Raw genomic sequence first — 25,246 nt, 5'->3', positions numbered from 1 at the left:
GAAACCGAGTACTATCTCACCCAGCCCATCAACACAGGGCCGTAAAAGAAGCGGAACTAAACCCAGGACGCTTCAGACCAGATAGCAGGGCGCTTGTGTCAGGCAATACGCCGACGCATTCACGTATCAGTAAGAGCAACAAAGAGCGCTCAAAACGTTAGAGTGCGCAGGTGCAAACGAGCGCCAAGACGTGACAATCACACGGGGCAAAGAAGTCACGCCCGGCGACTTCCGTAGCAGCACCGAACCTATAACTAGGACTACACGTAACGGATTAATCGTCGCATTCGGTTTTTCAACAACTCATCATACTTGTTTGCCCATACCGAGAGTTTTATTGGCTAGCGACCTACTGCGGATGCTCTTCGCTATAACGCAGCAAGGTTTCCGCAACAATCTGGGCTCCAAGCAAAGCTTCGTCACGCAACTGTGCTTCGGAGTACTCAAGGTACTTAATGATTCGATGCTCAGCGTGGATAACACTCGCAGTCTGCTGGTCTACACGGAAGACAACCGGCCACAGCGCACGATTATTAAAGTCGCTGATCCAATTGAGATCCTCTGCTTCAGGCTGACGCGCCTGGATCATCCCACCAATACCAATGTTCGTGTCCTGATCAACGATGTAGATAGGAACCCCATTGACCTGAGTCAGCAACCCTCCAGTCGACAATTGCGAACAGCTAAGCCCCTGAGTGGAAAGTGCCTCCCCAATAGATTCAACGGATGCTTCATACAACGCTGGCTTCTTCTTTCCAAACAGACCCATGGTCTTACTCCGTTCCTTCAAAAAGTTCTTCAATCTTTCCCAGCGCGTTGAACCCGACATGCAAGCTGGCGTCGATGAGCGTATCCAGCTGGAATTGGGACACACCTTGGGTGAAGTTGAAGTGATTGCGGAAGACAATCGTCCGGCGTCCCTCGATGAGATTAGGAACCACTTTGCCAAAAGCGAGGTTGTCATTCGTCGCATTGATAGCGTTCATTGCCACCAGCTTCTTGTCCGACGGGATTGTTCCAAAAGACTCAATGCGAACAGTGAAATACTCACCCTCGGGAACGAAGATGGCAACACCTTGCGGAAATTGGGCACCCCACTCGCCGTTGTCCTCTCCCGCAGAAATCTGCAATGCACTCAGAGACTTGACGAGCATGGAAGCAGAGAAGGCGATGATGTCTTTATATGAACTCATTTTGCTCCTCCTTACAAGAGCTTCTCTAAAGGAAAATCCTTGCTGATCCAGATTTTTTCCTTGGCACGCTCATTTAAGTCCTCATAGTAGCTTAAAAAATCTCCGATGGACTGCGCCTTTGCATCTGCAGCTTTCTTTCCTCCAGCCCATACAATTTTGTCCGGCTCGGAAAAATCTGCTTTAAGGATTGGATAGTCGCCAGCTAATGTGTCGAAAACAATTGAATCGGCGATTTCTTCGTATAAATAAGGTGACCATACATAGCGCTGGTAGCCAGCCTCATAACCTACAATTGCCGTCCGTTTTAGGACTTTAACGCGGAGGGTAAGGGCGATCTCGAAATGAGAAGGACATTGCACTATGAATAATGGAGCTATATCTGTCTTGCTTTTATAACTGTTTTCGTTCACTATCCATTTGTCTAGTGCCACCGACAATTTTATTGCTAATCGGCCAATATCGATTTGTTCGATATCTATCCACACAGATCTTCCATCCCGCACTTTAGAAGTTTTAGTTACGCATACGCTATCCCCCTATTTTACATGCAACTTGGCGGTATGAGTGCGCGTAAAACTAGGGTGTAATCAACTTCTACAAGTGTCACCTGTCTCGGAGAGAATAAGAATCAGAGCACGATCCTAGAAATAAACCCTTGAGAATATTTTTCGGCTGTAAAATACAGTGAAATGGTGCAAGACAAAATTTTGGCGCATTGAAATGTGGAGTGTGGAACATGAAGACTGAGTGGAGCTCATCAGCTTTCGGGGGCTATATGAATTCTCTTTTGAAGAGATATTTCGCTGAAGAAAACCTGATTTCCCCAGGGGCTGTCGAGCTTAGAGCGGCCTGGAGAACTCCCCAATTCGTCTACTGCGTATTTTCAGTAATGAGAGTTACGCGAGGACTTGCGTATGTTGGTATGGAATTGCCCCCAATACCGAGTACTGGGGGTGTCTCTTCGGAGGAAGATACTGCTGTAAAAGGTTGGGCGGATAGGCTTGCTGGCGACCCACTTGCCGGGGACTTGGACTATGGATCAGGAGATAAAATCGAGTGGCTTGGGAAAGCCAGCAACAACGTTCCTCAGCATTTTATGGAATTGAGAAGGATGAAAGCAGACAGAACAGTAGACACAGAGATTTACATTCCGCTAACGGGTCACGGCTAACTTTTTCCTTATGTCTTACCGAATTTATTTTTTTAGTCTAGACTTTTTCCGGGTTAAACCATTGAGGAACTACGTCGCTCCCATCGTTAGAGTCATGTAATGGGAACATTGTTTTCACTCCACGAGGCACGGAAGCCCCAGGAACGAAAATGGTAGTTTCTACTACTGCACGGAGAACGAATGACCTGCCAGTTCCAATCTTCTTTCCGTCATTTGTACGGAAAGCCTCATAGATAGGAGTTTCATAGATACGGTCGGTACCTTCCATCCTATCCTCACAGAGCCCTTTAAAGTACTTGTTTACCGTATATAGGTTCCAATCGTGTGGTTTGCCGCGGTGCTTTTCATCCCGTTGTTGTTTGCCATGCCGTTTATCTTTTTAAGCTCCATCGACAGCAGGTTTGAGGTGGGATTATGGTCGACCGACAATCCGGTCCTGGTCGCCGCGGCGTGCTGGCCGCTAGCAATAGTCCTGTTTATCGTCCTGCTCTACGGGAGCTGGGGTATCACCGGTCTGTCAGTTAAAGCCACCTCAGTCCTACTCAGCCCGGACCAGCAGGAACTGGACTCTCTGCTCGCCTCGCGCGCTACCGTCATCGACGCCTTCGACGGCGAACGCCAGCGCATAGAGCGGGAACTACACGATGGACCGCAGCAATACCTGACTGCGCTGCAGTTAAATCTATCCACCTTAGAGCTGGCGCTGCAGTCTGATCGCGACCCCGAGAAGGCTCTGCGCTCTGCGCGGCACAACGCGACTGAGGCCCTGGCGAGCCTCCGCGCCACGGTCCGCGGGATCTCGCCCCAGGTCCTTTACGATGAGGGCTTGCAGGCTGCCATCGACGAGTTGCTGGTGCATAGCGGGCTGGATACGACTCGCTCCTTTTCCGGCCGCTAACGCGGGCTAGACGCCACCTCAGCCCTTCTGGCCTACCACTGCGTGGCCGAAGCGTTGACCAATGCCACGAAGCACGGTAAAGCCCAGCGTGTGGCGGTGCGCGTCGAATGGATGGCAGACTCCGTCCTCGTTTCCATCGCAGACGACGGCCAAGGCCCGCCGGCCACCCCGAGCACCTCCGGCACCGGTCTAGTGGGACTGCGGGAACGGGCGGTTGACCTGCACGGAACGTTGAATCTACTGCCCGATGTCCGACTTGGTGGGGCACGTCTCGAACTCACCGTGCCCTATCGCAACCTGCAGGAGCGAAAAGATGACTAAGACCGATTCCTCTACCCAGCCGTTAACCATCGTGCTGGCGGAAGACTCTGCCCTGTTGCGCGAGGGTCTCCGGGAGCTCTTGTCTGCACTCGGGCACGAGGTGCATACTGCTAACGATGCCGACCAGCTCAAACAGCAGGTCCGCCAGATCCAACCGGATATCGTGGTCACGGATGTTCGCATGCCCCCGGAACACAGCGATGACGGATTGCGTGCGGCTCACGAACTGCGGAGTGAATGGGAGGCTGCTGGGGCCGGTAACCTGCCCGTGGTTGTTTTGTCCCAGTACGTCGCCGCCAGCTACCTCGATTCCCTACTCGAGCACGGCGGGTTCGGGTACCTGCTGAAAGAACGTATCGCGGACGTAGCTGAACTAAACCGTACCCTGGGCGAGGTTGTAGGTGGTGGAATTGCCGTGGATCCCGAGGTCATTTCTTCGCTTATGCAATCGCGTCGCTCCGGTATAGCCAACCTCACCCCGCGGGAGACAGAGGTCCTAGAACTCATGGCACGAGGTTTGAGCAACGGCGAAATCCAACAGCGCCTCGTGCTCACCGCCGGTGCGGTCAGCAAACACGTGGCCAACGTCTTCATGAAACTGGGCTTTAGCCCCCAGGACGACAACCGCCGCGTCAAAGCCGTGCTGTTGTGGTTGCGTCACCACTAAACGCGTCACCTAAAAGTCCCACCAGCACCTGCAAACGCGAAACGGCAGCAGGAGTAGTACTCCCACTGCCGTTGGCCGCCTTAGACGTCGAGGAAACGGACGTCCTTGGCGCGGCGGGTGATAAACGAACGGCGGGCGGAGACGTCGTCGCCCATGAGGATGGAGAACAGCTCATCGGCGCGCTGGGCGTCTTCCAGATCCACGCGACGCAGGATGCGGGTGGTCGGATCCAGGGTGGTCTCCCACAGCTCCTTGGCGTTCATCTCGCCCAGGCCCTTGTAGCGCTGGATGCCGTCGTCCTTGTTGATCTTGCGGCCGGCGTTCAGGCCCTCCTGAAGCTGCTCGTCGCGCTCGTCGTCGGAGAAGGCGTAACCCGGGGCGCCCTTGGACCACTTCAACTTGTAGAGCGGCGGGTTAGCCAGGTAGACGTGGCCTTCCTCAACCAACTGCGGCATGAAACGGAACAGCAGGGTCAGCAGCAGCGTGGCGATGTGCTGGCCATCGACATCGGCGTCGGCCATCAGCACGATCTTGTGGTAGCGCAGCTTGGAGATATCGAATTCCTCGTGGATACCCGTGCCCAGCGCGGTAATGATGGCCTGGACCTCGGCGTTTTTAAGCACCTTGTCCATGCGGGCCTTCTCCACGTTCAGGATCTTGCCGCGCAGCGGCAGGATCGCCTGGTAGAGGGAGTCACGGCCGGCCTTTGCGGAGCCACCTGCGGAGTCACCCTCCACGATGTAGAGCTCCGAAATCTTCGGGTCCTTGGAACGGCAATCGGCCAGCTTGCCGGGCAGGCCGCCCAGGTCGGTGGCGGACTTGCGACGGACCATCTCGCGGGCCTTGCGGGCGGCCTGGCGCGCGTGGGCCGAGGAGACGGCCTTGTTGATGATGGCCTTGGCCTCCGCTGGGTTGGCGTCGAACCAGTCGTTGACGTGCTCGTTGACCGCGCGCTGCACGAAGCCCTTGATCTCGGAGTTACCCAGCTTGGTCTTGGTCTGGCCCTCGAACTGCGGGTCCCCCACCTTAACGGAGATGACCGCGGCCAGGCCCTCACGGCAGTCCTCGCCGGAGAGGTTGCCGTCCTTTTCCTTGAGCAGCTTGTGCTCCTTGGCGTAACGGTTCATCAGGGAGGTCAGCGCCGCGCGGAAGCCTTCCTCGTGAGTGCCACCCTCGTAGGTATTAATCGTGTTCGCGAAGGTGTGGACGGACTCCTTGTAGCCCTGGTTCCACTGCAGCGCGACCTCGACCTCGTGGTCCTCACCGATAGCGTCAAAGCTGACGATGGTCGGGTGGATCGCAGTCTTGGTCTTGTTGAGGAATTTCACGTAGTCCACCAGTCCCTCGGGGTAGTAGAACGTGGCCTTCTTCTGCAGCTTCTTCTTCGGCTTGTCCTCCGCCTGCTCCTCGGCGGATTCCGGTTCGGCCGGATCCTCGTTGATATCAGCGTCGTCGAAGGAGGCGGCGTCCAGCTGCGACTCCCCGGACTCGGCCTCGGCGATGGCCTCGAGCTCGAGCTGCTCCTGGGTGACGCGCTCGTCCACCAACTCGATGGTCAGGCCCTTGTTCAGGAAGGCCATCTCCTGTAGGCGGCGCGCGATCGTGTCGTAGTCGTAATCGGTGGTTTCGAAGATCTCCGGATCCGCCCAGAAGCGGACGGTGGTGCCGGTACCCCGGGCGTTGCCGCCCTCGACCAGGTCCTCCGGGATGGCGTTGACGAAGTTCTGGTACCAGTGCTTCCCTTCGCGCTTGATCTCCGCCTCGACGCGCGTGGACAGCGCGTTGACCACGGAGATACCCACGCCGTGCAGGCCGCCGGAAACCGCGTAGGAATCCGAGTCGAACTTGCCGCCGGCGTGCAGCTGGGTCATGACCACCTGCACGGTGGGCGCGCCGGAAGCATGCATGGAAACCGGGATACCGCGGCCATCATCGATGACCTCTACCCCGCCGTCCTTGAGCAGGCGCACGGTTACCTTGGTGGCGTAACCTGCCATCGCCTCATCGACCGAGTTGTCCACGACCTCCCAGATCAGGTGGTGTAGGCCGCGTATGCCGGTGGAACCGATGTACATGCCCGGGCGTTTGCGAACTGCCTCGAGGCCCTCCAGGATCGTGATTGATCCGGAATCATATGCTGGTTGTTCAGCCACGGAACTACGTTCTCCTTTTGGCTATAGCTAGTTTTAAGACCTTTACCATTCTACACTGTGGTCCCCTACTGAAGGCCGGCAACCACGCCTTAAAACCGCCTTTTAAGGGCTAAATTAGCCGTAGGTGTCTTGGGAACCTTGAGGTTTGACCCACATCCGGCCCTGGTAGTTGCGGTGTTGCTTGGGACCTACGATCTTCAGCTCGGTGACGACATCGTGGCCAATGGTTTCGGCGATTCGCTTGATAATCTGGCGCTGCAGGTAGCGCAGCTCCGTGGCCCAGTTGGAGTTATCGGTCTGGATGTAGACCGTCTGTCCATCGATCTTTTCTGGCCGGGTGTGCGCGGCGATGCGCTCGCCGACCAGCAGGGCCCAGTGCCCCATGATCCAGCCGTGGGCTAGGTCTTGCTGCCAACCGCGCTCGATGATCTCGCGGCCCAACGCCATGCCGAGGCTAGGGACTCCGATGGAGCGGGCTACCCGGCGGCCGTCGGCGCCACTAGGACGGCCCTCCTGGTAGCCCTGGTAGTTGTCTATTTCGGTATACCGCTTGAGCGAAGAAATCGAGTGAATATCCCGCTCGTCGCCGGTGTCCTGAGTGTCGTTGTCCGCGTCGCGTTTTGGACGCTCCGCCGAGTTTCCTAGGAGCTTGCCGGCAAGGCCGGGTACCGAAAGATCCTCGCGACCGGGTTCCATCCGCAGCTTGCGGGCCCGGCGAGCCAGCTTGGGCGGGTTCTTGGCCGTCAGGCGAATGCGGTGGAAGAACTCACTGACCGGGTCGTCGGGGTCAAATTCTTCGCGTTCTACCCAGCGCGCCACTACTGCTCCTCCGAGTCTTCCACGGAATCATCTTCCACAGAGATTTCCGAGATCCGGCCCTCGTCGGTATCGCGCACGGTGACCTCGTAGCGGTGGATGGTCTCGAGGTTGTCCGGCAGATCCTCATCTACCGCGGCGGTGATGAGTACCTGTTCGGCGTCGCTGGCTAGGTGCACGAGCTTCTGGCGCCGCTTCGCATCCAGCTCGGCGAAGACATCGTCCAGAATCAGCACCGGGTCACTTCCCTCCTGGCGCAACAGGTTGAACTCCGCCAAGCGCAGCGCGATGGTGTACGACCAGGTCTCGCCGTGGCTGGCGAAACCTTTGGCCGGCTGCGGCCCCAGGTTCAGGACGAGATCGTCACGGTGCGGCCCGACCAGCGAGATGCCGCGTTCGATCTCCCGGTTGCGGGCGTTGCCTAACTCCGCCAGCAGCACAGCTTCTAAGACCTCGCGGTCACTGGTCTCGATCGTGGACTTGTAGGTAATCTCCGCCGGGCGCGACTCGGGAGCCAACCCCGCGTAAGCGGCGGGGATGAGCTCGGACAGGGCATCGACGAGCTCGAGACGGGCGGCAATCACCTGGGCACCCAGGTGTGCCAGCTGCCCGTCCCACACGTCCAAGGTGGAAAGCGCCGAGGCACCCTCGTCGTCCTGGTAGCCGCGGCGCAGGGCCGGCGATGCCGACTTCAACAAGGCGTTGCGTTGCTTGAGCACCTTGTCGTAATCCGCCTTGACCCCGGCTAGCCGCGGGGTGCGCGAGGCGATTATGGTGTCCAAGTAGGCTCGGCGCTCGGCGGGCTCGCCGCGAACCAAGGCCAGGTCCTCCGGGCAAAAGAGAACCGTCTTGACCACGCCCAACAGCTCGCGGGGCGAGTTCAGGCGGGTGCGGTTGATCTGGGCCTGGTTGGCAGCATGGGGCTTGAGTAAAAGGTGGGTGGTCAGCTCCCGGCCTTGGTTGACCGCGGTCATGGAAACGCGGGAATTCTGGGCGCCCTGGCGGATGAGCGGAGCGTCGTGGTTGACGCGGTGCGAAGACAGGTGGGCGGTATAGCCCACTGCCTCGACGATATTCGTCTTGCCAAAACCGTTGCGGCCCACGAACAGGGTGATTCCCGGCTCGAGCTTTAAGTGCAAGTTGGGCCAGGAACGGTAGTCCCGCAGATCCAGATCGCGAATATACATGCGTTAGACGCACCCCGCTTTCTGTTTAACCGGGCAGGCGAACCGGCATAAGCAGGTAAGTGAAGTCGGTCTCCGGGGTCGGGAAATTACCGTCTGCGTCTGCCTCCGGCATGTTTTCAGGTTCCGGGATCATGATGGCCGGCCGGGACGGCTCGGTAAAACCGAAGACCACGCGGTCGGTGTGCACCACGCCCAGGCCATCCTTCAGGTAGCTCGGGTTAAACGCGATGATGAGCTCCGGAACGCCGGAGAAGGCACACGGCAGGGTTTCCTCCGCGGTACCGGAATCCGAACCGCCGGCGGACAGGATCACCTGGCCGGAGGTGAACTGCATGCGGATCTGCGCGTTGCGCTCCGTCAGCAAGGACACGCGCCGGATGGCTTCCTGCAGCGGACCAATCTCAATGGAGGCCATCGCCGTGTGGGTCTTAGGCAGCAGCGGGGCGACGTTCGGGAAGTCCGCGTCCAGCATGCGCGTGGTGGTCTCGCGGCTGTCGGCGTGCAGGCCGAACAGGCCGTCGCCGCCAATGTTCTCACCGGTGCCGACCGCAATCTCGACCGGGGTGTTCAGGCTGGTATCCAGCGTGCGGGCGTTGTCCTGCAGAGTTTTCGCCGGGACCAGGAGCTTGGCCTCGATACTGTCATCCTCCGGCTCCCATTCTACCGTGCGCATAGCCAGGCGGAAACGGTCCGTGGCCGTGAGGTGAATGGTCTTTCCCTGGATGTCCATGTGCACGCCCGTGAGCATCGGCAGCGTGTCATCCTTACCGGCAGCTGAGGCGACCTGGAAGATCGCGTCCACGAAGAGCTGCGGGTTAATGGTGCCGGTGATTCCCGGCAGCGTCGGCAGCTGCGGGTAATCATCCAGGGGAATAAGCGGCAGCTCGAAGCGAGAGGAGCTACAGGTCAACAAAACCTTGTTGCCGTCTAGGCGCAGGTCCACCGGCTGGTTGGGCAGGTTAGCCACAATCTCAGCGATCAGCTTGCCGGCAACGGCAATTCGGCCGGGGTTTTCCACTTCCGCCGGGATCCGCACGCGCGTGGATACCTCGTAATCAAAACCGGTAAGTTCCAGTCCCTGCTCGTCAGCGGTGATGAGCATAGCGCGCAGGACAGGCTGCGTGACCTTGGTTGGCAGGTTGCGAGCAACCCAGGCGACTGCGCTGGACAGGTCGTCCTTGGCCACGCGGAATGACACGGAAGAGGAATCATCCATTGTGGGTCTAGCTCCTAGAAATTCGCGAATTATGTAAGTGCTTCCAACTTACCCGATCAGTACCCGCGCTCGATCCGCGGGTTGAACGACATTTTGTCATTCTAGTCCGGGCCGTCCCGGTGGGCGAGGCGAGCCGGGGCCGGACTTTTTCACACACCCTAGTTTTGCTGGATCTCTAGAAATTTAAAGTAGCAGTAGTAATAACCGCTGTGGGATCTGTGGATAGCGCCCTAAATGACAAGTTCGGAGCGCAGATCCGGGCTGTGGGTTTGACTGTGATCATTCTGTGATCAAAACGGCCGATTTGTGATCAAATTCGGATTCTTGTCATTTGATCACAGGGGCGCGCGGTTTGATCACCGGAATTACACAAATCCCCTCACAGATGGAGCTCGGAGGTGTTCGCCCTGTGTAATTCATTTTTGTGAGGCGGATCTATGAATTACAAATCTGTAATTACACAGGTGTGGATAATGGTTGTGGATAAATTTCTTTCCCCGCTGCGAGCTGGTGCGACGCCCAGTGTGAGGCCGGACCGGAAGGGCTGGTGGCGGGCTGCGGGATGTGTAATTCCAAAATGACACCGACTCTGTGTCCGAGTTACCGAGTGACCAAGAAGATAGGCCGGAGGACTAGAGACGCAGAAAAGGCCCGCCGTCCCTCGGGGAGATGGCGGGCCTTGGGCTCTGTGTTCTTTGTCGCGGTTAGCTGCGCCCGCGGGCCTTGATCCGTTGGGTCAGGGTTTGGATCTCGTCGTAGGTGGCGCGCTTTTCCGTCATTTCCTTGCGGATCTTGCGATCGGCGTACATGACGGTGGTGTGATCCTTGCCGCCGAAGTGATCGCCGATCTTCGGCAGGGAGAGCTCGGTGAGCTCGCGGCATAGGTACATGGCCAGCTGGCGCGCGTGGGCGACGGTGCGCTTCTTGCCGGCGCCGGTCAGCGTGGAGACCTCGATGTCGAAGTACTCCGCGGTCACGTCCATGATGGTGGCCGGGGTGATCTGGGCATCGGCGGCATCCGGGGCCAGGTCCCGTAGGGCGATCTCGGCCATCTCGACGTTGATGGGCTCGTTGACCAGCGAAGAATAGGCCGAGACGCGGATGAGCGCGCCCTCCAGCTCGCGGATCGAGGACTCGAAGCGGGAGGCGATGAGCTCCAGGACCGCGCGGTCGACGGTGGTGCCGTCGGCGGCCGCCTTCTTCATCAGGATGGCAATGCGCGTTTCCAGGTCCGGCGGCTGAATATCCGTGATGAGCCCGCCCTCAAAGCGCGTGCGCAGACGGTCCTCCAGGGTGGTCAGCTGCTTGGGCGGGCGGTCAGACGACAAGATGATCTGCTTGTTGGCTTGATGTAAGGCGTTGAAGGTGTGGAAGAACTCCTCCTGCGTCGACTCCTTGCCCTCCAGGAACTGGATGTCGTCGACCATGAGGATGTCCAGGTTGCGGTAGCGCCGCTTGAAGGACTCCTGGCGGTCGTCGCGCAGGGAGTTGATGTAGTCGTTGGTGAATTCTTCGGAGGAAACGTACTTGACCCGCAGGCCCTTGTGCAGGTACTGCGCGTAGTTGCCGGCGGCGTGGAGCAAGTGAGTCTTGCCCAGGCCGGAGCCGCCCCAGATAAACAGGGGGTTGTAAGCGCGGGCCGGGTTTTCGGCGACTGCGACGGCCGCGCCGTTGGCGAAGCGGTTGGACGAGCCGATGACGAAGCTGTCGAAGGTGTGCTTCGGGTTCAGCGACTGATCGCGGTTCGGGTCGTGCGCCGGCTCCTCGCGCGGCATCCGGTTGCCGTAGTGCGGCGTCTGCTGCGGTTGCTCCACCGGGGCGGGGGCTTCCGGTTGTTGCTGTTGGTAGTGATCCGCCAGTTCGTCCAGGCTGGCCGGCGCGTGGGTCTGGGACCACGGCTCGCGGCGGTGCGGCTGTTCGCTGAACTCGCGCTGCTCCGGCGCCGGCTGCGTAGCGGTCTGGGAGGTGGTTGGATCCGTGATCTGGTGCGGGAAGTCCGGCATCTTGGTCACGTCCACTTGGTGCAGGCCCGGCTCGGGTTCCGGTCCTGGTTCCGGGGTCTGCTGCGGCGCGGCGGGGGCCTCAGGGGCGGCGACCGTCACGGCCAGGGCGCAGGGGCTGGCTAGGTGCCGGTTGAGGGACTTGGTGATGTAGTGGCCCAGTTCCTGCTCGAGGGTGCGCTTGCCGGTTTCATCGGGCGCGGCGATCAGCGCGTAGCCGTTCATGACCATGATGGGACGGGCGATCTGCAGGTACAGCCGCTGGGAGTGGGTAAAGGTTGGTACGTCGGAGTCTGGCTGCTCGGATTGAGCCAGGAGATTATCGACCACAGTTCGCCAGGTGGCGTTTATGTTCGCTTGCGGATCAGACACACCGTTGCCTTTTATTCTCGTTGACGGATAGGGACATTTAGAAGCCAAAAGCGCGCCGGAGGACGCGCGGATTGCCGAAATTACAGTTTTCCACGGGGTCTTCCACAACGGGATTTTGTGGTTAACCTCGGTCTCCACAGAAGTTTTCACAGGTGTGAAAGATCAGTTTATCCACAGCCTATACGATTGGGTGTGGATAAACGCCACTCGGGTGTTTAACGGTTTTGACCTTGGGAAATTCCGTAAGTCTCAACTGTCAATTAAGGGTTATCCACACCCGAGTGCTTCCTGTGGAATATCGATTCTTCATTGATACCCCTTCGATCGCGGCGCTGTCTAGCGGGCGATTTCGTCCCTCCGCGTGTCGCTTCCCGGCGTGGGTGTCACGGTGATGGCACAATCCCAGTAAGACTGGCAAATCTATGGCCTTAGCTGGGCGAAACAACATCTTTGTAATTTCGGGTACCCCTGTGTGTCGATTTGTTCCGAGGTGGGTTCGTCACGTAATCTGTCAGGGTCTATCGCAACTTTATGGTTGCGCGTAAATGCATAACTCGCGCCAAGATCGCGCGCTTTGGTTGCGCTTTACGGAATCTAATCGTCGTGGAGGCGAGGGTTTGCGCTCTGCGCCTCCACACCCAAATTTCAAGGAGTTTTACCGTGGCAAAGGGAAAGCGGACGTTCCAGCCGAACAACCGTCGTCGTGCGCGCAAGCACGGCTTCCGTACTCGTATGAACACCCGTGCAGGTCGCGCCATCGTGGCCGCACGTCGCAAGAAGGGTCGCGCTAAGCTGACCGCTTAAGACAAGTGCTCCCTAAACCCCATAAGCTCACCTCGCCGGCGCATTTTCGCCGGACCATCAAAGGCGGGCGCCGGGCTGGGTCACGCACCCTCGTGGTGCATGTCTTAGACACTTCTCACCAGCGTGACGATATCGCGGTCACAGGTCCGCGGTTCGGGCTGGTGGTCTCGAAAGCCGTCGGGAACGCCGTGGTTCGCCACCGCACCTCCCGGCGGCTTCGCCATGTGTGCCTCGGACTGCTAGACGAACTGCCCGGGCACTACGACGTGGTGATCCGCGCCCTGCCCGCCAGCGGTAACGCCCCGAGTTCCCAGCTGGACGCCGACCTGCGGAAGGCCTTGGCCCGCGCATGCCGTACCTAAATAGCTCCGGGGAAGAAATCCCGGCTGCTCGTGGCGTAGCGAAGCCGTTGGTTGCTATGGTGCGCTTCTACCAAAAACATTTATCAGGCCTTAAACTGGTTTCGACCTGTCGTTTCGAACCGACCTGCAGCGCTTATGCGCTGGAAGCTATTTCGGTGCATGGGGCCGTGCGCGGCACCGGGATGGCACTGGCGCGCTTGGCAAAGTGCGGCCCGTGGCATCCCGGCGGGTTTGATCCAGTAAAGAAGAAAACTTAGGAATTCGTTTCAGTGCTTAATATCATCTACTGGCCTATTTCGGCCGTCCTGTGGTTCTGGCACTGGCTGCTGAGCTTCGTGCTCGATCCGGCGGCCGGTATCACCTGGATCCTGGCGATTGTTCTGCTGACGTGGACCTTGAAGGCGATCATGGTTAAGCCGACCATCACGCAGATCAGGTCCTCGCGTCGCATGCAGGAGATCCAGCCGAAGATGCAGGAGATCCGCAGCAAATACGCCAACGATAAGACCAAAGCTGCCGAAGAGATGCAGAAGGTCTACAAGGAGTCGGGCGTCAAGCCGGTGGCCGGCTGTCTGCCGATGTTGGCCCAGATCCCGATGTTCATCGGCCTGTTCCACGTCCTGCGCTCCTTCGACCGAACCGTCTCCGTGGCGGGCGGGCTAGGCCACACGGCCGGGGAGCCGATGACGGTCGAACAAAACAGCCAGACCGCCAACTACATCTTCAGCCCCGAGCTGGTCCAGCAGTTCCTAGACGCGAAGATTTTTGGCGTTCCGCTGGTGGCCAACCTGCGCGTGAACTCCCCGGTCCTTGAGGACGTTACCGTCGGCCAGGCGGCCGTTCTCATCGTGCCGCTGATTGCTATCATTGCGACCTTGACCCACTTCAACGCCCGTATGAGCTTGAACCGTCAGGAGAAGCGCCGCCAGGCCGGCAAGGTCAACGCGCCGGAGGGCGATAACGCGCAGATGATGCAACAGCAGATGGCTGTCATGAACAAGATGATGCTCTGGGTCATGCCGGGCATGTTGGTCTTCTCCGGCTTCATCTGGCCCATCGGCCTGCTGTTCTACATGCTGGCCAACACCGTTTGGACCTTCTTCCAGACCCGCACCATCTACGCCAAGATGGACGCTGAGGAAGAAGCCGAGGAAGAGGCCAAGCGCGAGCTCAAGCGCACCACGGCTCCGAAGCCGGGGGCGCGCAAGAAGGACAACCGCAGCAAGAAGCAGCGCCGTCAGGGCTAGCTCCTTTTTCGGGCTAGTTTCTCAGGAGTACACCACAAGAAAACGGAGAATAGAGTGTCCCAACTGGACCCGTCTGTAGTATTCGGTTCCCGCCTGCCGCTGGCGCAGGTCTACCACGACTCGCTCGCTACGGACGGGTCCACTCGTGGTTTTATCGGCCCCCGCGAGGTGCCGCGCCTCTGGGACCGCCATCTGCTCAACTGCGCCGTGGTCGAAGAGCTCATTGCTGCCGATGCCCGCGTGGTCGACGTCGGCTCGGGCGCCGGCCTGCCGGGCATCCCGCTGGCCATCGTCCGCCCGGATCTGCACCTGGATCTGGTTGAGCCCCTCCTCAAGCGCTACAACTACCTCAACGAGGTGGTAGACCTGCTGGGCCTGGACAACGTCACCGTCTGGCGCGGGCGCGCCGAGGAAGGCCCCATCAAGAAGGCCGTTAGCGGCTGCGACGTGGTGACCTCCCGCGCGGTGGCGCCGTTGGGCAAGCTGGCCAAGTGGTCTCTGCCGCTGGTGCGCAAGGGCGGCGAGATGATCGCCTTAAAGGGCGAGTCGGTACGTGACGAGCTCGAGCGGGATGCGGCGGATATTATGCGGGCCGGCGGCGGTAAAGCCGAGGTCACTACGGTGCGGGGAACCACCGTCATCCGTGTCCCGCGCGTGAACTAGAGTAGTGGGCATGACTACTCCCCGGCTTATCACCATCGCCAACCAAAAAGGCGGTGTCGGCAAGACCACCAGCGCCGTGAACCTCGCCGCCGCACTGGCGGATTCCGGGCACAAGGTGTTGGTGGTCGACTTGGACCCGCAGGGCAACGCCTCTACCGCTGTCGGGGCGGCTCACAATTCGGGCACGGACTCCAGCTACGAAGTGCTGCTGGGCGATCGCCGCGCGGACCAGGCCATGCAGAAGTGCTCGGACGTGGACAACCTGTACTGCATCCCCGCCACTATTGATCTGGCGGGGGCGGAGATCGAGATGGTCTCTTTGGTACGGCGCGAGTTCCGCCTGTACGACGCCCTGCACAAGGGCTTTTTGGACGAGCACGAATTCGACTACGTCTTTATCGACTGCCCGCCGTCACTGGGCCTGCTCACCATCAACGCGATGACGTGTGCGGAAGAAGTCATCATCCCCATTCAGTGCGAGTACTACGCTTTGGAGGGCGTGGGCCAGCTGCTGGGCAATATCTCCATGATCCGGGAGCACCTGAACGAGGATCTGCACATCTCGGGCGTGCTGTTGACCATGTTCGACGCCCGCACGAAGCTGGCCGAGCAGGTCGCTGACGAGGTCCGCGATCAGTTCGGCGCCGTCGTTTTGGGCAATGTCATACCGCGCTCCATTCGGGTCTCGGAAGCCCCAGGCTACGGCAAGACCGTCGTGGACTATGATCCGTCATCGACTGGTGCGCGCGCCTACGTGGCGGCCGCCCGGGAACTCGATGAGCGGGGCGACTACCGCCCCCACCCCACCACGGGCGCCATTGGGGTAAGCCCGGAAATTTTCGCGGAATTGGAGGAAGGCTAAAACCATGGCGGATAAGAAAGCAGGAGCACCCAAGGCGGGCAAGGCACCGAAGGCGCAGCACGGCGGTCTCGGCCGCGGTTTGGCGGCACTCATCCCGTCCGGGCCGGACGCGCCGACCCGCAAGCCGCGCCTGGGGGATACCGCGGCGGACGTCATCCTGGGCAACGCCACCTCGCGCACGCCCGCTGAAGGCTCCTCCGAGGGCGGTTCCGAGGGCAAGCGCGTGAAGGGTGCTCCCACCATCCAGTCCGGGAACACCGGCAAGAAGAAGCAGCCGAAGCCGGCCGCTATTGGGGCCACCTACCGCGAGGTCCCCGTGGGCGACATTCTGCCCAACCCGAAGCAGCCGCGTACGGTCTTCGACGAGGACGAGCTCAGGGAGCTGGTCCACTCGATCAAGGAATTCGGCCTCCTACAGCCCATTGTGGTGCGGCCTGCGGAAGGGGGCGGCTTCGAGCTCATCATGGGTGAGCGCCGCTGGCGAGCCTCCGCCAAGGCGGGTCTGGCCACGGTGCCGGCCATCGTGCGGGACACCACCGACGACAGCATGCTGCGCGACGCCCTGCTGGAAAACCTCCACCGCGTGCAGCTCAACCCGCTGGAAGAGGCCAACGCCTACCAGCAGCTGCTGGAGGAATTCAGGGTCACGCAGAATGAGCTGGCCGACCGCCTGGGTCGCTCCCGCCCGCAGGTGACCAACATGCTGCGCCTCCTGCGCCTGCCGGTAGCGGTGCAAAAACGCGTCGCCGCCGGGGTGCTCAGCTCCGGCCACGCGCGCGCCCTTCTGGGCCTGGATTCAGCCGAGGCGATGGAAGAAATCGCCAACCGCATCGTAGCCGAGGGTCTGTCCGTGCGCGCCACGGAGGAGGCCGTGACTCTCTACAAGCGGCAGGGCAAGGCCGAGCAACCGGCCAAGCGCCAGGCGCCGGTGCAGCCGCAGTACTTCACCGACTCCGCCGAGTGGCTGTCCGATCGCTTCGACACCAAGGTCACGGTGACCATGGGCAAGCGCAAGGGCAAGATGGTCGTGGAATTCGGTGACCAGGAAGACTTCGAGCGCATCATGTCCCTCATCGAGGGTGAGAAGAACTAGCTGTGGCTTCCCCCGCAACACAAAAGCCAGCGTCGGGACTCTCGACGCTGGCTTTTGTGTTTACCGTGGCTTTTTAGGTCCTAGGACTGCTCGGCCTCGAGCAGCTCGGCGAATTTGTAGGTGCCGGTGGCCAGGTTGTCCTCGTCCATGAGGTAGAGGCGCTTGACGGCCACGACGATGGCCTCGGCGATATCGTCGCGCTTGGCGGGATCGGTGAGGACCTCCGTGTCGTGCGGGTTGGTCAGGTAGCCCAGCACCACCTGCACGACGGGCATCTGGGTAAAGCGCAGCAGCTCCCAGGTGCGGCCGTGGTTGCGGCAGTTGGTCAGGTGCGTGCGCGCCACGATTTCGCGCTGGATGAACCCGGAAAGGGTCTCCCCGATGAGCGAGGAGTTGCCAGACTCGGAACCGAAGTAGAACGTGGCAACGCCGTTGGCCTTCTCGTTGGCGTAGGAGTCACAGGCCAGGGAGATGACCAGGTCCGCGTCGAAGGCGTTGGCCATTTCGGAGCGTTCCTTGATCGACGGATCGTGCATGCGGGGGCGGGAGAGGATGGTCTCCATCCCGGCGGCAATCATGCGGCCTTCGACGCGCTGGGCGAGATCCCAGATGAGCTCTTCCTCGGTGATCTCGCCGTAGCGCCCGGTTACGGTCCGGCCCTTGCGAGAGCCGCCGAGGCCCGGATCGATAACCACGCGCTTGCCGCTGAGCTTCGGGCCCGCGTTGCGCACGCGCTCGCGCTCCTGGATGTGGTGTGCCGAGCCGCCGGTGATCCGGCGCCCCAGCAGGCTTAAGGCTCGGAGGGTGACCGGACCGCACACGCCGTCGGCCTGCAGGCCGCTGTTGAGCTGGTAATCAGCTAGCGCATCGTGAGTGTACTGGCCGAAGTGCCCGTCCACGCGGTTGTGGTAAAAGCCAAGCTCTTCCAGCTGGGATTGGAGCTGCGAGACGTCATCGCCGACCAGCTCGCTGCCCTGCTGGAATTGCAGGACACGGGTGCCGAGGGAATAGGACGCCAGGCGCATCTCCCGCAGCGTCATGTCATCAATGCGACCGGAGGGGATGATCCCTCGCGACTGCTGGAAAGCCTTGATCGCTTCCGCCAACTCAGCATCAAAGTATTTGTCTTGCTCCGAGTAGCTCTGTTTCTTCCAGGCGCTTACTTCGCCGGAGTACTGAGTCAGCTGACCGAGGCGAGCCAGGTTCGCGCGTGCCTCAGCGACGCGCACGCTGGTGTCGCCCACACTTAAAACGCGATTCACATTCATTCCTTCATCCTTCAAGGATCCCTGAACCACGGTTAAAGGTGGTTGTTGATCTTGGACAGAATGTCTTCCTTGCTGCGCAACCCAGCAAATTCCTCGACCTTCTCGCCGTTTTTAAAGATCAGCACCGACGGCAGGGACATGATCTGGAACATGGCCGCCAGGTTGCGCTGCTCCTCGACGTTGACCTTCACGACGCCGACCTTGTCGCCCAGCTCTTCTGCGATCTCGTCCAGCAGCGGGGAGAGCTTCTTGCAGGGGCCGCACCAGTCCGCCCAGAAATCGACGACGACCGGCTTACCGGCCTCGATAACCTCGGAACGGAAGTTATCAGTGGTCACTTCTTTGACATTGCTCATAATAATTTAACGATTCTCCGCGAGAAAATGTTCCGCATCGATCGCCGCGCGGCAACCAGAGCCGGCGGCGGTGATGGCTTGCTGGTAGTGGTCATCGACTAAGTCGCCGCAGGCAAAGACGCCTGGCAGGTTGGTCTGGGTGCCCGGGTGGGTCACGGTGACGTAACCGGCCTCGTTGAGGTCCACCTGGCCCTCCAGGAAGGCCGAGCGCGGGTCGTGTCCGATGGCCACGAACATGGCGGTCACGTCGAGGGTCTTGGTCTCCCCCGTCACCGCGTTGCGCAGCTCCAGGCCGCTGACCTTACCGTCTTCTTCGAGGACGCGCTCGACGGTCTGGTTGAGCTCCCAGTTAATCTGCGGGTTCTGCTGCGCGCGCTCCAGCATGATCTTGGAGGCGCGGAAGTTCTCGGAACGGTGCACGATGGTCACGGTCTCCGCGAACTTGGTCAGGAAGGTCGCCTCCTCCATGGCGGAGTCGCCGCCACCGATGACCGCGATGTTGTGGTCCTTGAAGAAGAAACCGTCGCAGGTCGCGCAGGTGGACACGCCGCGGCCGGTCAGCTCCTGCTCACCCGGCACGCCCAGGTGACGCGGGGCGGCGCCGGTCGCCAGGATGACGGTGCGGGCCTCGAAGACCTCGTCGCCGACGTGCAGCTTCTTAATCTCGCCGTCGAGCTCCACGGAGTCGACGACCTCCATGCGCAGGTCAGCGCCGAAACGGGTGGCCTGAGCGCGCATTTCCTCCATGAGGTCCGGGCCCATGATGCCCTTCTGGAAGCCGGGGTAGTTTTCTACCTCGGTGGTGTTCATCAGCTCGCCGCCGTATTCGAAACCTTCGAAGACGATGGGGTTTAACTCCGCGCGGGCCGCATACAGCGCCGCGGTGTAGCCGGCCGGGCCGGATCCAACGATGGCGACATTGTGAACGGTCATGTGTGTAACTCCCCTTGATTCAAATCGAGTCGCTTAACGCCCCAGATTCTACTCGGTCTAGGGAAAACTCCCGCATCGACAGCGCGGGCCTGCGCGAAGTTGATACACAACCTTAACCATTCGCCGGTTTCTCACGGGCTAAAGGAGATGGCTTCTTTAAGGACCCCCTTGGCCCGGGCGCGGCGGGACTTGATGGTCCCAGGCGCCACGCCCTGCTGGCGGGCGACCTCGGCCACGTCGAAGCCGGCGACGTCGATCAGCCACAACGCCACCCGTTGATCCGGGCGCAGCAGGCGCAGCGCGGCGCTGAGCGTCAACCGCAGGTCCACGTCCCGGTCGTTGGTGCAGGCCAAAAGGTGGTTGTAGTCCTCGTCCACGACGCCCGCGTCCAGGGAATAATTCTCCCGGTTGGAGCGGTGATTGAGGAAGTCGTAGCCGGAGTTCATCACCAGCCGGTGCAGCCAAGTACCCAGCTGGGCTTCCCGCCGGTAGGTGTGCAGCTTCCGGCTGGCACGCAGCAGCGCCTCCTGCACGATGTCTTGGGCGTCCGTGTCGTTGTGCGTGTACCGCCGCGCCACGGTGGTCAGGCGCGAGCGGTGGCGCTCCACGATGGCGGAAAACGCCTTGCCGTCTCCCCCGATATACGCGTCGACTAGTTCCTGATCGGTCTTGTCGCGCCCCGTGTTGTCAGTCCTGCTCGCGCTGTTTGCGCTGCTTGTGCTGGTTGTGTTGTCTGTGCTGTCTGTGTGATCTGCTTGGTCAGTTTTATGGCTGGATAGAGTCTCCCCCGAGCCCATCGCTTGAAACACCCCCGAGTTTTAAAAAGTGATGGTGACTCCTATTCCACCTTATTTTTGCGACCTGCGCCACTCGGGGAAGCGAAGTTTTCTCGGGAAGGTGCTCCTAGTGCTGGGCCGGCGAGGCCTTTACGGCCTGCCGGCGGCGCAGCTCGTCTTGGCATTCGGTCAGCACGCGGGCCAGCGCGCGCGGGGGCTGGTGGCTCTCGATAAAGGCCGTGGTGGCCGCGTCACTGTCCGGCAGGTACGGGTAGAGGCCGCGGACCAGCCGGTTGGCAATCTCGATGGGGTGGGACTCCCAGAGGTGCGACAGCTTATCGAAATAGGCCTGGGCGAAGGGCTCGCGCAGGGCCTTCGAGCGCGGGGCGTTGAAGGCAGCCAACAGGGAGTCGATCTGGGCGTTGGAGAACTTCTCCGGGGCGGATACCAGGTCGAAAACCTCGCGCTTGGTGGCGGCGTCCGGGGTGGAATAGCGCGCGCCGAGGGCGGCTGCGGCGCCGGTCAGCGTGGCATCGTTGGCCTGCTCCGCCGCCAGATCCTCGGCGCTGAAGGCGTCGCGGGCGCGCAGGGCCTTGACCAGGGACCAGCGCACATCCGGATCGAGGCGCAGACCGGCAAGCTGCCCGTCCAGCAGCTCCTTCAGGCGCGCGATAGGGGCGTCGCCGGGCGCGGCGGCCAGGGCGGCAATCGTGCTGCGGGTCAGGATGAGCTGCTCGTCGGAGCCGGGCGCTGCCCGGTGGACGAGGTCCCAGAGCCGGTCCGCGAAGTCGGTGCGGGCCGGGTCCTGCTCGGCCTCCGGCACGAAGCAGTTGATCGCGTAGTGCGCGTTGTTCAGCGCGGTGGCAAGCAAAGTCGCGTTGGTCTCCGCGGCGGCGTGGCGGGTGACCGTCTCCACGTACTGGCTGACCGGCCAAGCGCCGTCGCGGGTCATGTTCCACACCCCGGTCCAGATCACCGCCCGGGTCAGATCGCTGTCGATCTCGGATAGTCGGGTGCGGATGGTCTCCAGGGAACGGTCGTTGAAGCCCACCTTGGCGTAGGCGTGGTCCGAGTCGTTGACCACCACCAGCGCGGGCAGGTCCAGCCCGGTGGCCGCGGGGATCTCCGTGGCTCCGGCGCCCGCTGCGATATCGACGTCGAAGGTGGCCTGCTTTCGCAAGCGCTCGTCCAGCAGCGTCACGTCCAAGCGGTGCGGGCGGGTGGATTCCGGGTCCTCGCTGAGAATGGAGAGGTGCTCGATGGTTGTGGTGCCGGTGATCTTCGGGCGCAGGCTGTCGATGCCGGCGGTGCGCAGCCAGTGCCGCGCCCACTCCGTCAGGTCGCGGTCGGTATGCCCAGCCAGCGCGTCCAGGAAGTCGTCGAAGGTAGCGGCGGCGAAGGCGTGGGCGGCGAAATAGTCCCGCGCACCGGCGTAGAAGGCCTCGCGGCCGACGTAGTGGACCAGCTGCTTCAACACGGCGGCGCCCTTGGCGTAGGTGATGCCGTCGAAGTTCTGGCGGGCGGCGTCCACGTCCGGGATCTCCGCCTTGATGGGGTGCGTGGTGCGCAGCTGGTCCTGCTGGCAGGCCCAGTTCTTGCGGCTGCCGGCGAAATTCGCCCAGGCCTCCGTGTAGGCGGTGGCCTCCACCGAGGAATCCGCGCCCATGAACTCGGCGAAAGACTCCTTCAGCCACAGATCGTCCCACCAGCGCGGGGTCACTAGGTCGCCGAACCACATGTGCGACATCTCGTGGAGGATGGTGTTCGCCCGCCCGGCGTGCTGGGCGCGGGTGGCCTGCGAGCGGAAGAGGTACTTCTCCGTGAAGGTGACCAGGCCCGGGTTTTCCATGGCGCCCAGGTTGTATTCCGGCACGAAGATGGAGTCGTACTTGCCCCACGGGTACGGGAAGTCGTAGTGCGCGTGGAAGAAGCCCAGGCCCTGCTGGGTCAGCTCAAGGATCTCGGCGTCGAGGTAGTCCGCCATGGACGCACGGCTGAAGGCCCGCAGCTGGATCGGCTGGGCGCTGTCGCGCTCCGGGGCCCAGGTGTCCTCCACCACGCGGTAGGGCCCAGCCGCGAAGGCGGTCAGGTAGGTCGACAGCGGCGGGGTGGGCGCGAAGCTAACGGTCACGCAGTCCTCGCCGCAGTCGGTGCGGCTGACTTCCGGCTGGTTGGACAGCACCTGCCAGGTGGCGGGGGCTGTGATGTGGACGTTGAAGACGGCTTTCAGGTCCGGCTGGTCGAAGCACGGGAAGATGCGGCGGGCGTCGGAGGGCTCCAGGTGGGAGTAGATATAGACGGCGTCGTCCGCCGTGTCAACCATGCGGTGCAGGCCCTGGCCTGTGCGGGAATAGCGGCTTTGGCCGTGGACCTCGAGGCGCACGGTCTGGCCCACCGGCACGTCGTCGAGGGTCAGCCAGCCGTCGGCGAAGGTAAACGGGCTCGGCTGGCCGTTGAGGGTGACGCTATCCACGCTGGCGCCCAGGTAGTCCAGGAAGACGTGCGGGTCAGCGGTGGAAAACTCCACGACGACGTGCACGTCGAAGGTGGCCTGGGTGGCCGCGGCGCTGAGATCCAGGTGCAGATCGTAGGAGTCCACCCGCAGGTTCTCGCTGCGGTGGCGCGCCGCCTCCTGGGTGAGGGTGGCGGGTTCGGGCACGGAGGTAGTCTGCGAAGTCATAGCCACCACAGTAGTGCCTGGAAACGCCGGAAGCCCCGGAATCGGCTTCGCAAAGTCTACGAGCCGACCCGGGGGTCTGGTTGGGGCTGGAAGGAGGCGAGCGCCTTACTGCTTGATAGCGGAGGCCTCGATCTCCAGCTTGATTTCCTCGGAGACCAGCACACCGCCGGTCTTGAGTGGGGCGTTGAAGTCAACGCCGAAGTCGGTGCGGTTGATCTTGCCCTTGGCCTCGAAGCCCAGGCGGGTGTTGCCGAACGGGTCCTCGGCGATACCGTCGGTCTCGAGCTCCAGGGTCACCGGCTTGGTGGTCCCCTTGATGGTCAGGTCGCCGGTGACGGAGCCGTTGCCGGACTCGTCCACCTTGAACTCGGTGGCGGTGAAGGTGATCTCCGGGAAGGATTTAACGTTGAAGAAGTCCTCGCCCTTGACGTGGTTGTCGCGGTCGGCGTTGCCGGAGTTGATGGAGCCAGCCTTGATGGTGACCTCGGCCTGGGAGTCAGTGATGTTGTCCGCGATGGTGATGTGGGAGTCGAACTCGGTGAAGTTGCCACGGACCTTGGTCACCATGGCGTGGCGGGCGACGAAGCCGATGGTGGTGTGGGCCGGGTCCAGAACGAAGTTACCTGCGAGGTTGGTCATTGTTACTCCTTGAAGTAGTCGGTGTAGTAGGCGATGTTTGTTTGGCAAGCGCCAGTCTATATAATTCTCTGCGCACCATTTGTTGATGCGTCTACAACCGATGATACACAAGGTTTAAATCTGTCAAACCTGCTAAGAGATAATTTTTTAGTTAATAGCTAAACAAACCTCGGTACCCGTGTTTTTGAAGATCGAACTCATCAGTGAGTACGTTGGACAGGGTTCAGAAAACGATGTTGCTTCTCTGCGAAAAAAGCTAATTGGTCGCTAGGCGGCGAGAAGTGGTCGCCGGCGTGGAAAAGTAGCTCGCCACGTCCCCCGTGGTTGAGCCAGTCTTCGAGAAACGAAGCATAGTCTTGTGGGCCGAGATTCTGGTCTTCATTAGGAGCTATCAGTTGTACATTCGGAAGTTGTGTACCCTCGAAGCTCTTCAGTAAGTGAAGGGGATCATGGTTTGGGGCCAAATTCCGGTAGTAGTCAGCAAATTTTGTGCCTATGGGTGAGCTCATATACGAGTGTAAATCTATCAGCGGAGATACAACACTAATACGGGATATAAGTTGCGGCCTTAGAATTCCGGCGAGCAAACATAGAAACCCACCGTGAGAGCTTCCTGTCAAGTGTAGTGGTGTGTTGGTCTCATCGGAGAGTTTATCTATCGTGTCAAGGACATCGGTAAGGCCAGCTCTTGCCATGTGTGAAACAGGTATTCCGTTCAAGAATTCCTTAAGTTCTCCGCCACCTCGATTGTGAATAAAACCAAGCTGACAGTCGTGGTCATCGAAGTCTTCCCTAACTAGGGGTCGAAGTGGCTGGTCGAAACCGCCATAGACCGTAAGTACCATGGGTACTTCGCGGCCTAATTTCGTGGAATATATAGTAGTGATCGACGGAATTGGATTTTCCTTCGAGACTCTGCGAATTTCGAAATCTCGGCTAATTTCCGTAACGGGACTGAAAATTTCTTCGGCTTTTAACTCAAGTCGTTTAGCCCCCAAACCTAGCTTGAACAACGGGTGGCCCAATTCTTGAAACGAATGCGAACAATAGAACAGTGGAATTAATGGAGAGGTCTTCGCGTTCAAGAGTTCTGTGGCTAGTGGGATGATGCAAAGTAAACTTCCTTGGGTGCTTTCGAGTAAGACCCAAATAAATGGTGGCCCTGGGAGTGGATCTATACTTGGATGGTTTTGGTCGAGTGTAAGCCCCCTAGCTTTGATATACCAGGCATCACCCTCGTTGTAGTCTGTTTGCCGTTCAATAACCGCGACGAGTGCGTCATCTACTCGAGTCCCGATTTGTAGTTCCGCAGCAAAATTATATACTTCAGGGTGGCATGCAAACTCACCACTTTGGATGAACGTCCAGAGGGGCAAATCCTTAATCGGTGAATTATCAGGCCTACTCGGTGGGCAATCCAGATTACGCTGGGCGGTGGCATCCAATCGACAAACTTTATTGGTCCCTGTTTGGATATAAATAGAGTCGCCGACGGACCTGACCCCTGTTTGGTGGACACCTGATATCCAGCCCAGTCGGGCTGGAAGAAAGGTAATCTACCACCATGTC

26 protein-coding genes are annotated in these 25,246 nt (G+C 60.3%); 11 read left to right on the top strand and 15 right to left on the bottom strand.

Translation table 11 applies throughout. From position 1 onward, the window contains the following. Positions 1 to 349 precede the first annotated feature (349 nt). Genes QQS52_RS11155 through QQS52_RS11145 form a run of 3 tightly spaced genes read right to left on the bottom strand, consistent with a single transcriptional unit; the run spans position 350 to position 1,678 of the window. Positions 350 to 802 carry a hypothetical protein gene (locus QQS52_RS11155; RefSeq protein ID WP_472773917.1) on the bottom strand — a complete coding sequence of 151 codons (453 nt, stop codon included), beginning with the start codon at positions 800 to 802 and terminating at the stop codon, positions 350 to 352. Then, a complete protein-coding gene (locus tag QQS52_RS11150; RefSeq protein ID WP_472773916.1) occupies positions 774 to 1,193 on the bottom strand; it encodes a hypothetical protein in 420 nt (139 codons plus the stop codon). Before QQS52_RS11150 ends, QQS52_RS11155 begins: the two co-directional genes overlap by 29 nt. An 11-nt stretch (positions 1,194 to 1,204) precedes the next feature. Further along, the gene (locus QQS52_RS11145) at positions 1,205 to 1,678 is read right to left on the bottom strand and encodes a hypothetical protein (protein ID WP_472773915.1); all 474 of its coding nucleotides are present in this window, start codon (positions 1,676 to 1,678) and stop codon (positions 1,205 to 1,207) included. A gap of 251 nt (positions 1,679 to 1,929) precedes the next feature. On the opposite strand from QQS52_RS11145, the gene QQS52_RS11140 reads away from it, so the two are divergent. The 4 genes from QQS52_RS11140 to QQS52_RS11125 all read left to right on the top strand — a co-directional run bounded on the left by QQS52_RS11140 (position 1,930) and on the right by QQS52_RS11125 (position 4,250). After that, positions 1,930 to 2,364, top strand: a complete 435-nt coding sequence (locus tag QQS52_RS11140) for a hypothetical protein (RefSeq protein ID WP_472773914.1) — start codon at positions 1,930 to 1,932, stop codon at positions 2,362 to 2,364. Between the two features lie 322 nt (positions 2,365 to 2,686). Next, positions 2,687 to 3,262, top strand: a complete 576-nt coding sequence (locus QQS52_RS11135) for a sensor histidine kinase (RefSeq protein WP_472773913.1) — start codon at positions 2,687 to 2,689, stop codon at positions 3,260 to 3,262. A 27-nt stretch (positions 3,263 to 3,289) separates the two neighbouring features. Then, positions 3,290 to 3,583 (top strand): ATP-binding protein, encoded by a 294-nt coding sequence (locus QQS52_RS11130; RefSeq protein WP_472773919.1) that lies wholly within the window; start codon positions 3,290 to 3,292, stop codon positions 3,581 to 3,583. After that, positions 3,576 to 4,250 (top strand): response regulator, encoded by a 675-nt coding sequence (locus QQS52_RS11125; RefSeq protein WP_472773912.1) that lies wholly within the window; start codon positions 3,576 to 3,578, stop codon positions 4,248 to 4,250. Before QQS52_RS11130 ends, QQS52_RS11125 begins: the two co-directional genes overlap by 8 nt. A gap of 80 nt (positions 4,251 to 4,330) precedes the next feature. On the opposite strand, the gene gyrB is transcribed toward QQS52_RS11125, so the two are convergent. From gyrB to dnaA, 5 genes are all read right to left on the bottom strand, one after another. After that, positions 4,331 to 6,403, bottom strand: coding sequence for a DNA topoisomerase (ATP-hydrolyzing) subunit B (gene gyrB / locus QQS52_RS11120; RefSeq protein WP_472773911.1), 2,073 nt, complete (start codon positions 6,401 to 6,403; stop codon positions 4,331 to 4,333). Between the two features lie 114 nt (positions 6,404 to 6,517). After that, positions 6,518 to 7,222, bottom strand: a complete 705-nt coding sequence (locus tag QQS52_RS11115; protein WP_472773910.1) for a DciA family protein — start codon at positions 7,220 to 7,222, stop codon at positions 6,518 to 6,520. Beyond that, a complete protein-coding gene (gene recF / locus QQS52_RS11110; protein WP_472773909.1) occupies positions 7,222 to 8,406 on the bottom strand; it encodes a DNA replication/repair protein RecF in 1,185 nt (394 codons plus the stop codon). The genes QQS52_RS11115 and recF overlap by 1 nt, the downstream gene beginning before the upstream one ends. A gap of 25 nt (positions 8,407 to 8,431) precedes the next feature. Beyond that, positions 8,432 to 9,622, bottom strand: coding sequence for a DNA polymerase III subunit beta (dnaN, locus tag QQS52_RS11105; RefSeq protein WP_472773908.1), 1,191 nt, complete (start codon positions 9,620 to 9,622; stop codon positions 8,432 to 8,434). Positions 9,623 to 10,326: 704 nt separating this feature from the next. After that, positions 10,327 to 11,994: a chromosomal replication initiator protein DnaA gene (dnaA, locus tag QQS52_RS11100; protein WP_472773907.1), complete on the bottom strand. Its 1,668-nt coding sequence runs from the start codon at positions 11,992 to 11,994 to the stop codon at positions 10,327 to 10,329. Positions 11,995 to 12,654: 660 nt separating this feature from the next. Here dnaA and rpmH point away from each other — a divergent pair. The 7 genes from rpmH to QQS52_RS11065 are packed head-to-tail and all read left to right on the top strand — an operon-like array spanning position 12,655 to position 17,025. Then, positions 12,655 to 12,798 (top strand): 50S ribosomal protein L34, encoded by a 144-nt coding sequence (gene rpmH, locus QQS52_RS11095; protein WP_035106118.1) that lies wholly within the window; start codon positions 12,655 to 12,657, stop codon positions 12,796 to 12,798. 5 nt (positions 12,799 to 12,803) lie between these two features. Continuing rightward, positions 12,804 to 13,160 carry a ribonuclease P protein component gene (gene rnpA, locus QQS52_RS11090; RefSeq protein WP_472773906.1) on the top strand — a complete coding sequence of 119 codons (357 nt, stop codon included), beginning with the start codon at positions 12,804 to 12,806 and terminating at the stop codon, positions 13,158 to 13,160. Further along, positions 13,148 to 13,417 (top strand): membrane protein insertion efficiency factor YidD, encoded by a 270-nt coding sequence (gene yidD / locus QQS52_RS11085; RefSeq protein WP_472773905.1) that lies wholly within the window; start codon positions 13,148 to 13,150, stop codon positions 13,415 to 13,417. Before rnpA ends, yidD begins: the two co-directional genes overlap by 13 nt. 12 nt (positions 13,418 to 13,429) lie before the next feature. Continuing rightward, positions 13,430 to 14,407: a membrane protein insertase YidC gene (gene yidC, locus QQS52_RS11080; RefSeq protein ID WP_472773904.1), complete on the top strand. Its 978-nt coding sequence runs from the start codon at positions 13,430 to 13,432 to the stop codon at positions 14,405 to 14,407. A gap of 54 nt (positions 14,408 to 14,461) precedes the next feature. Continuing rightward, positions 14,462 to 15,070: a 16S rRNA (guanine(527)-N(7))-methyltransferase RsmG gene (rsmG, locus tag QQS52_RS11075; protein WP_472773903.1), complete on the top strand. Its 609-nt coding sequence runs from the start codon at positions 14,462 to 14,464 to the stop codon at positions 15,068 to 15,070. Positions 15,071 to 15,080: 10 nt separating this feature from the next. Beyond that, a complete protein-coding gene (locus tag QQS52_RS11070) occupies positions 15,081 to 15,932 on the top strand; it encodes a ParA family protein (protein WP_472773902.1) in 852 nt (283 codons plus the stop codon). Between the two features lie 4 nt (positions 15,933 to 15,936). Further along, positions 15,937 to 17,025 carry a ParB/RepB/Spo0J family partition protein gene (locus tag QQS52_RS11065; RefSeq protein WP_472773901.1) on the top strand — a complete coding sequence of 363 codons (1,089 nt, stop codon included), beginning with the start codon at positions 15,937 to 15,939 and terminating at the stop codon, positions 17,023 to 17,025. A gap of 80 nt (positions 17,026 to 17,105) precedes the next feature. Here the strand turns inward: QQS52_RS11065 and QQS52_RS11060 are convergent, their stop codons facing one another. From QQS52_RS11060 to QQS52_RS11030, 7 genes are all read right to left on the bottom strand, one after another. Next, a complete protein-coding gene (locus tag QQS52_RS11060; protein WP_472773918.1) occupies positions 17,106 to 18,287 on the bottom strand; it encodes an N-acetylmuramoyl-L-alanine amidase in 1,182 nt (393 codons plus the stop codon). A gap of 38 nt (positions 18,288 to 18,325) precedes the next feature. After that, on the bottom strand, positions 18,326 to 18,649 hold the full coding sequence (gene trxA / locus QQS52_RS11055) for a thioredoxin (protein WP_070767829.1): 324 nt from the start codon (positions 18,647 to 18,649) through the stop codon (positions 18,326 to 18,328). A gap of 6 nt (positions 18,650 to 18,655) precedes the next feature. After that, positions 18,656 to 19,582, bottom strand: coding sequence for a thioredoxin-disulfide reductase (gene trxB, locus QQS52_RS11050; RefSeq protein ID WP_472773900.1), 927 nt, complete (start codon positions 19,580 to 19,582; stop codon positions 18,656 to 18,658). A gap of 131 nt (positions 19,583 to 19,713) precedes the next feature. Then, positions 19,714 to 20,391, bottom strand: coding sequence for a sigma-70 family RNA polymerase sigma factor (locus QQS52_RS11045; RefSeq protein WP_472773899.1), 678 nt, complete (start codon positions 20,389 to 20,391; stop codon positions 19,714 to 19,716). Between the two features lie 94 nt (positions 20,392 to 20,485). Then, positions 20,486 to 23,038, bottom strand: coding sequence for an aminopeptidase N (pepN, locus tag QQS52_RS11040; protein WP_472773898.1), 2,553 nt, complete (start codon positions 23,036 to 23,038; stop codon positions 20,486 to 20,488). Between the two features lie 105 nt (positions 23,039 to 23,143). After that, entirely contained in the window at positions 23,144 to 23,677 is a 534-nt protein-coding gene (locus tag QQS52_RS11035; RefSeq protein WP_472773897.1) for a YceI family protein, read from the bottom strand. A gap of 200 nt (positions 23,678 to 23,877) precedes the next feature. Further along, positions 23,878 to 25,122 carry an alpha/beta hydrolase gene (locus QQS52_RS11030; RefSeq protein WP_472773896.1) on the bottom strand — a complete coding sequence of 415 codons (1,245 nt, stop codon included), beginning with the start codon at positions 25,120 to 25,122 and terminating at the stop codon, positions 23,878 to 23,880. Between the last annotated feature and the right edge of the window lie 124 nt (positions 25,123 to 25,246).

This window comes from Corynebacterium sp. 1103A, from assembly GCF_055700955.1.
The sequence above is the reverse complement of the archived record's forward strand: the minus strand, read 5'-3'. Positions and strand labels throughout refer to the sequence as shown.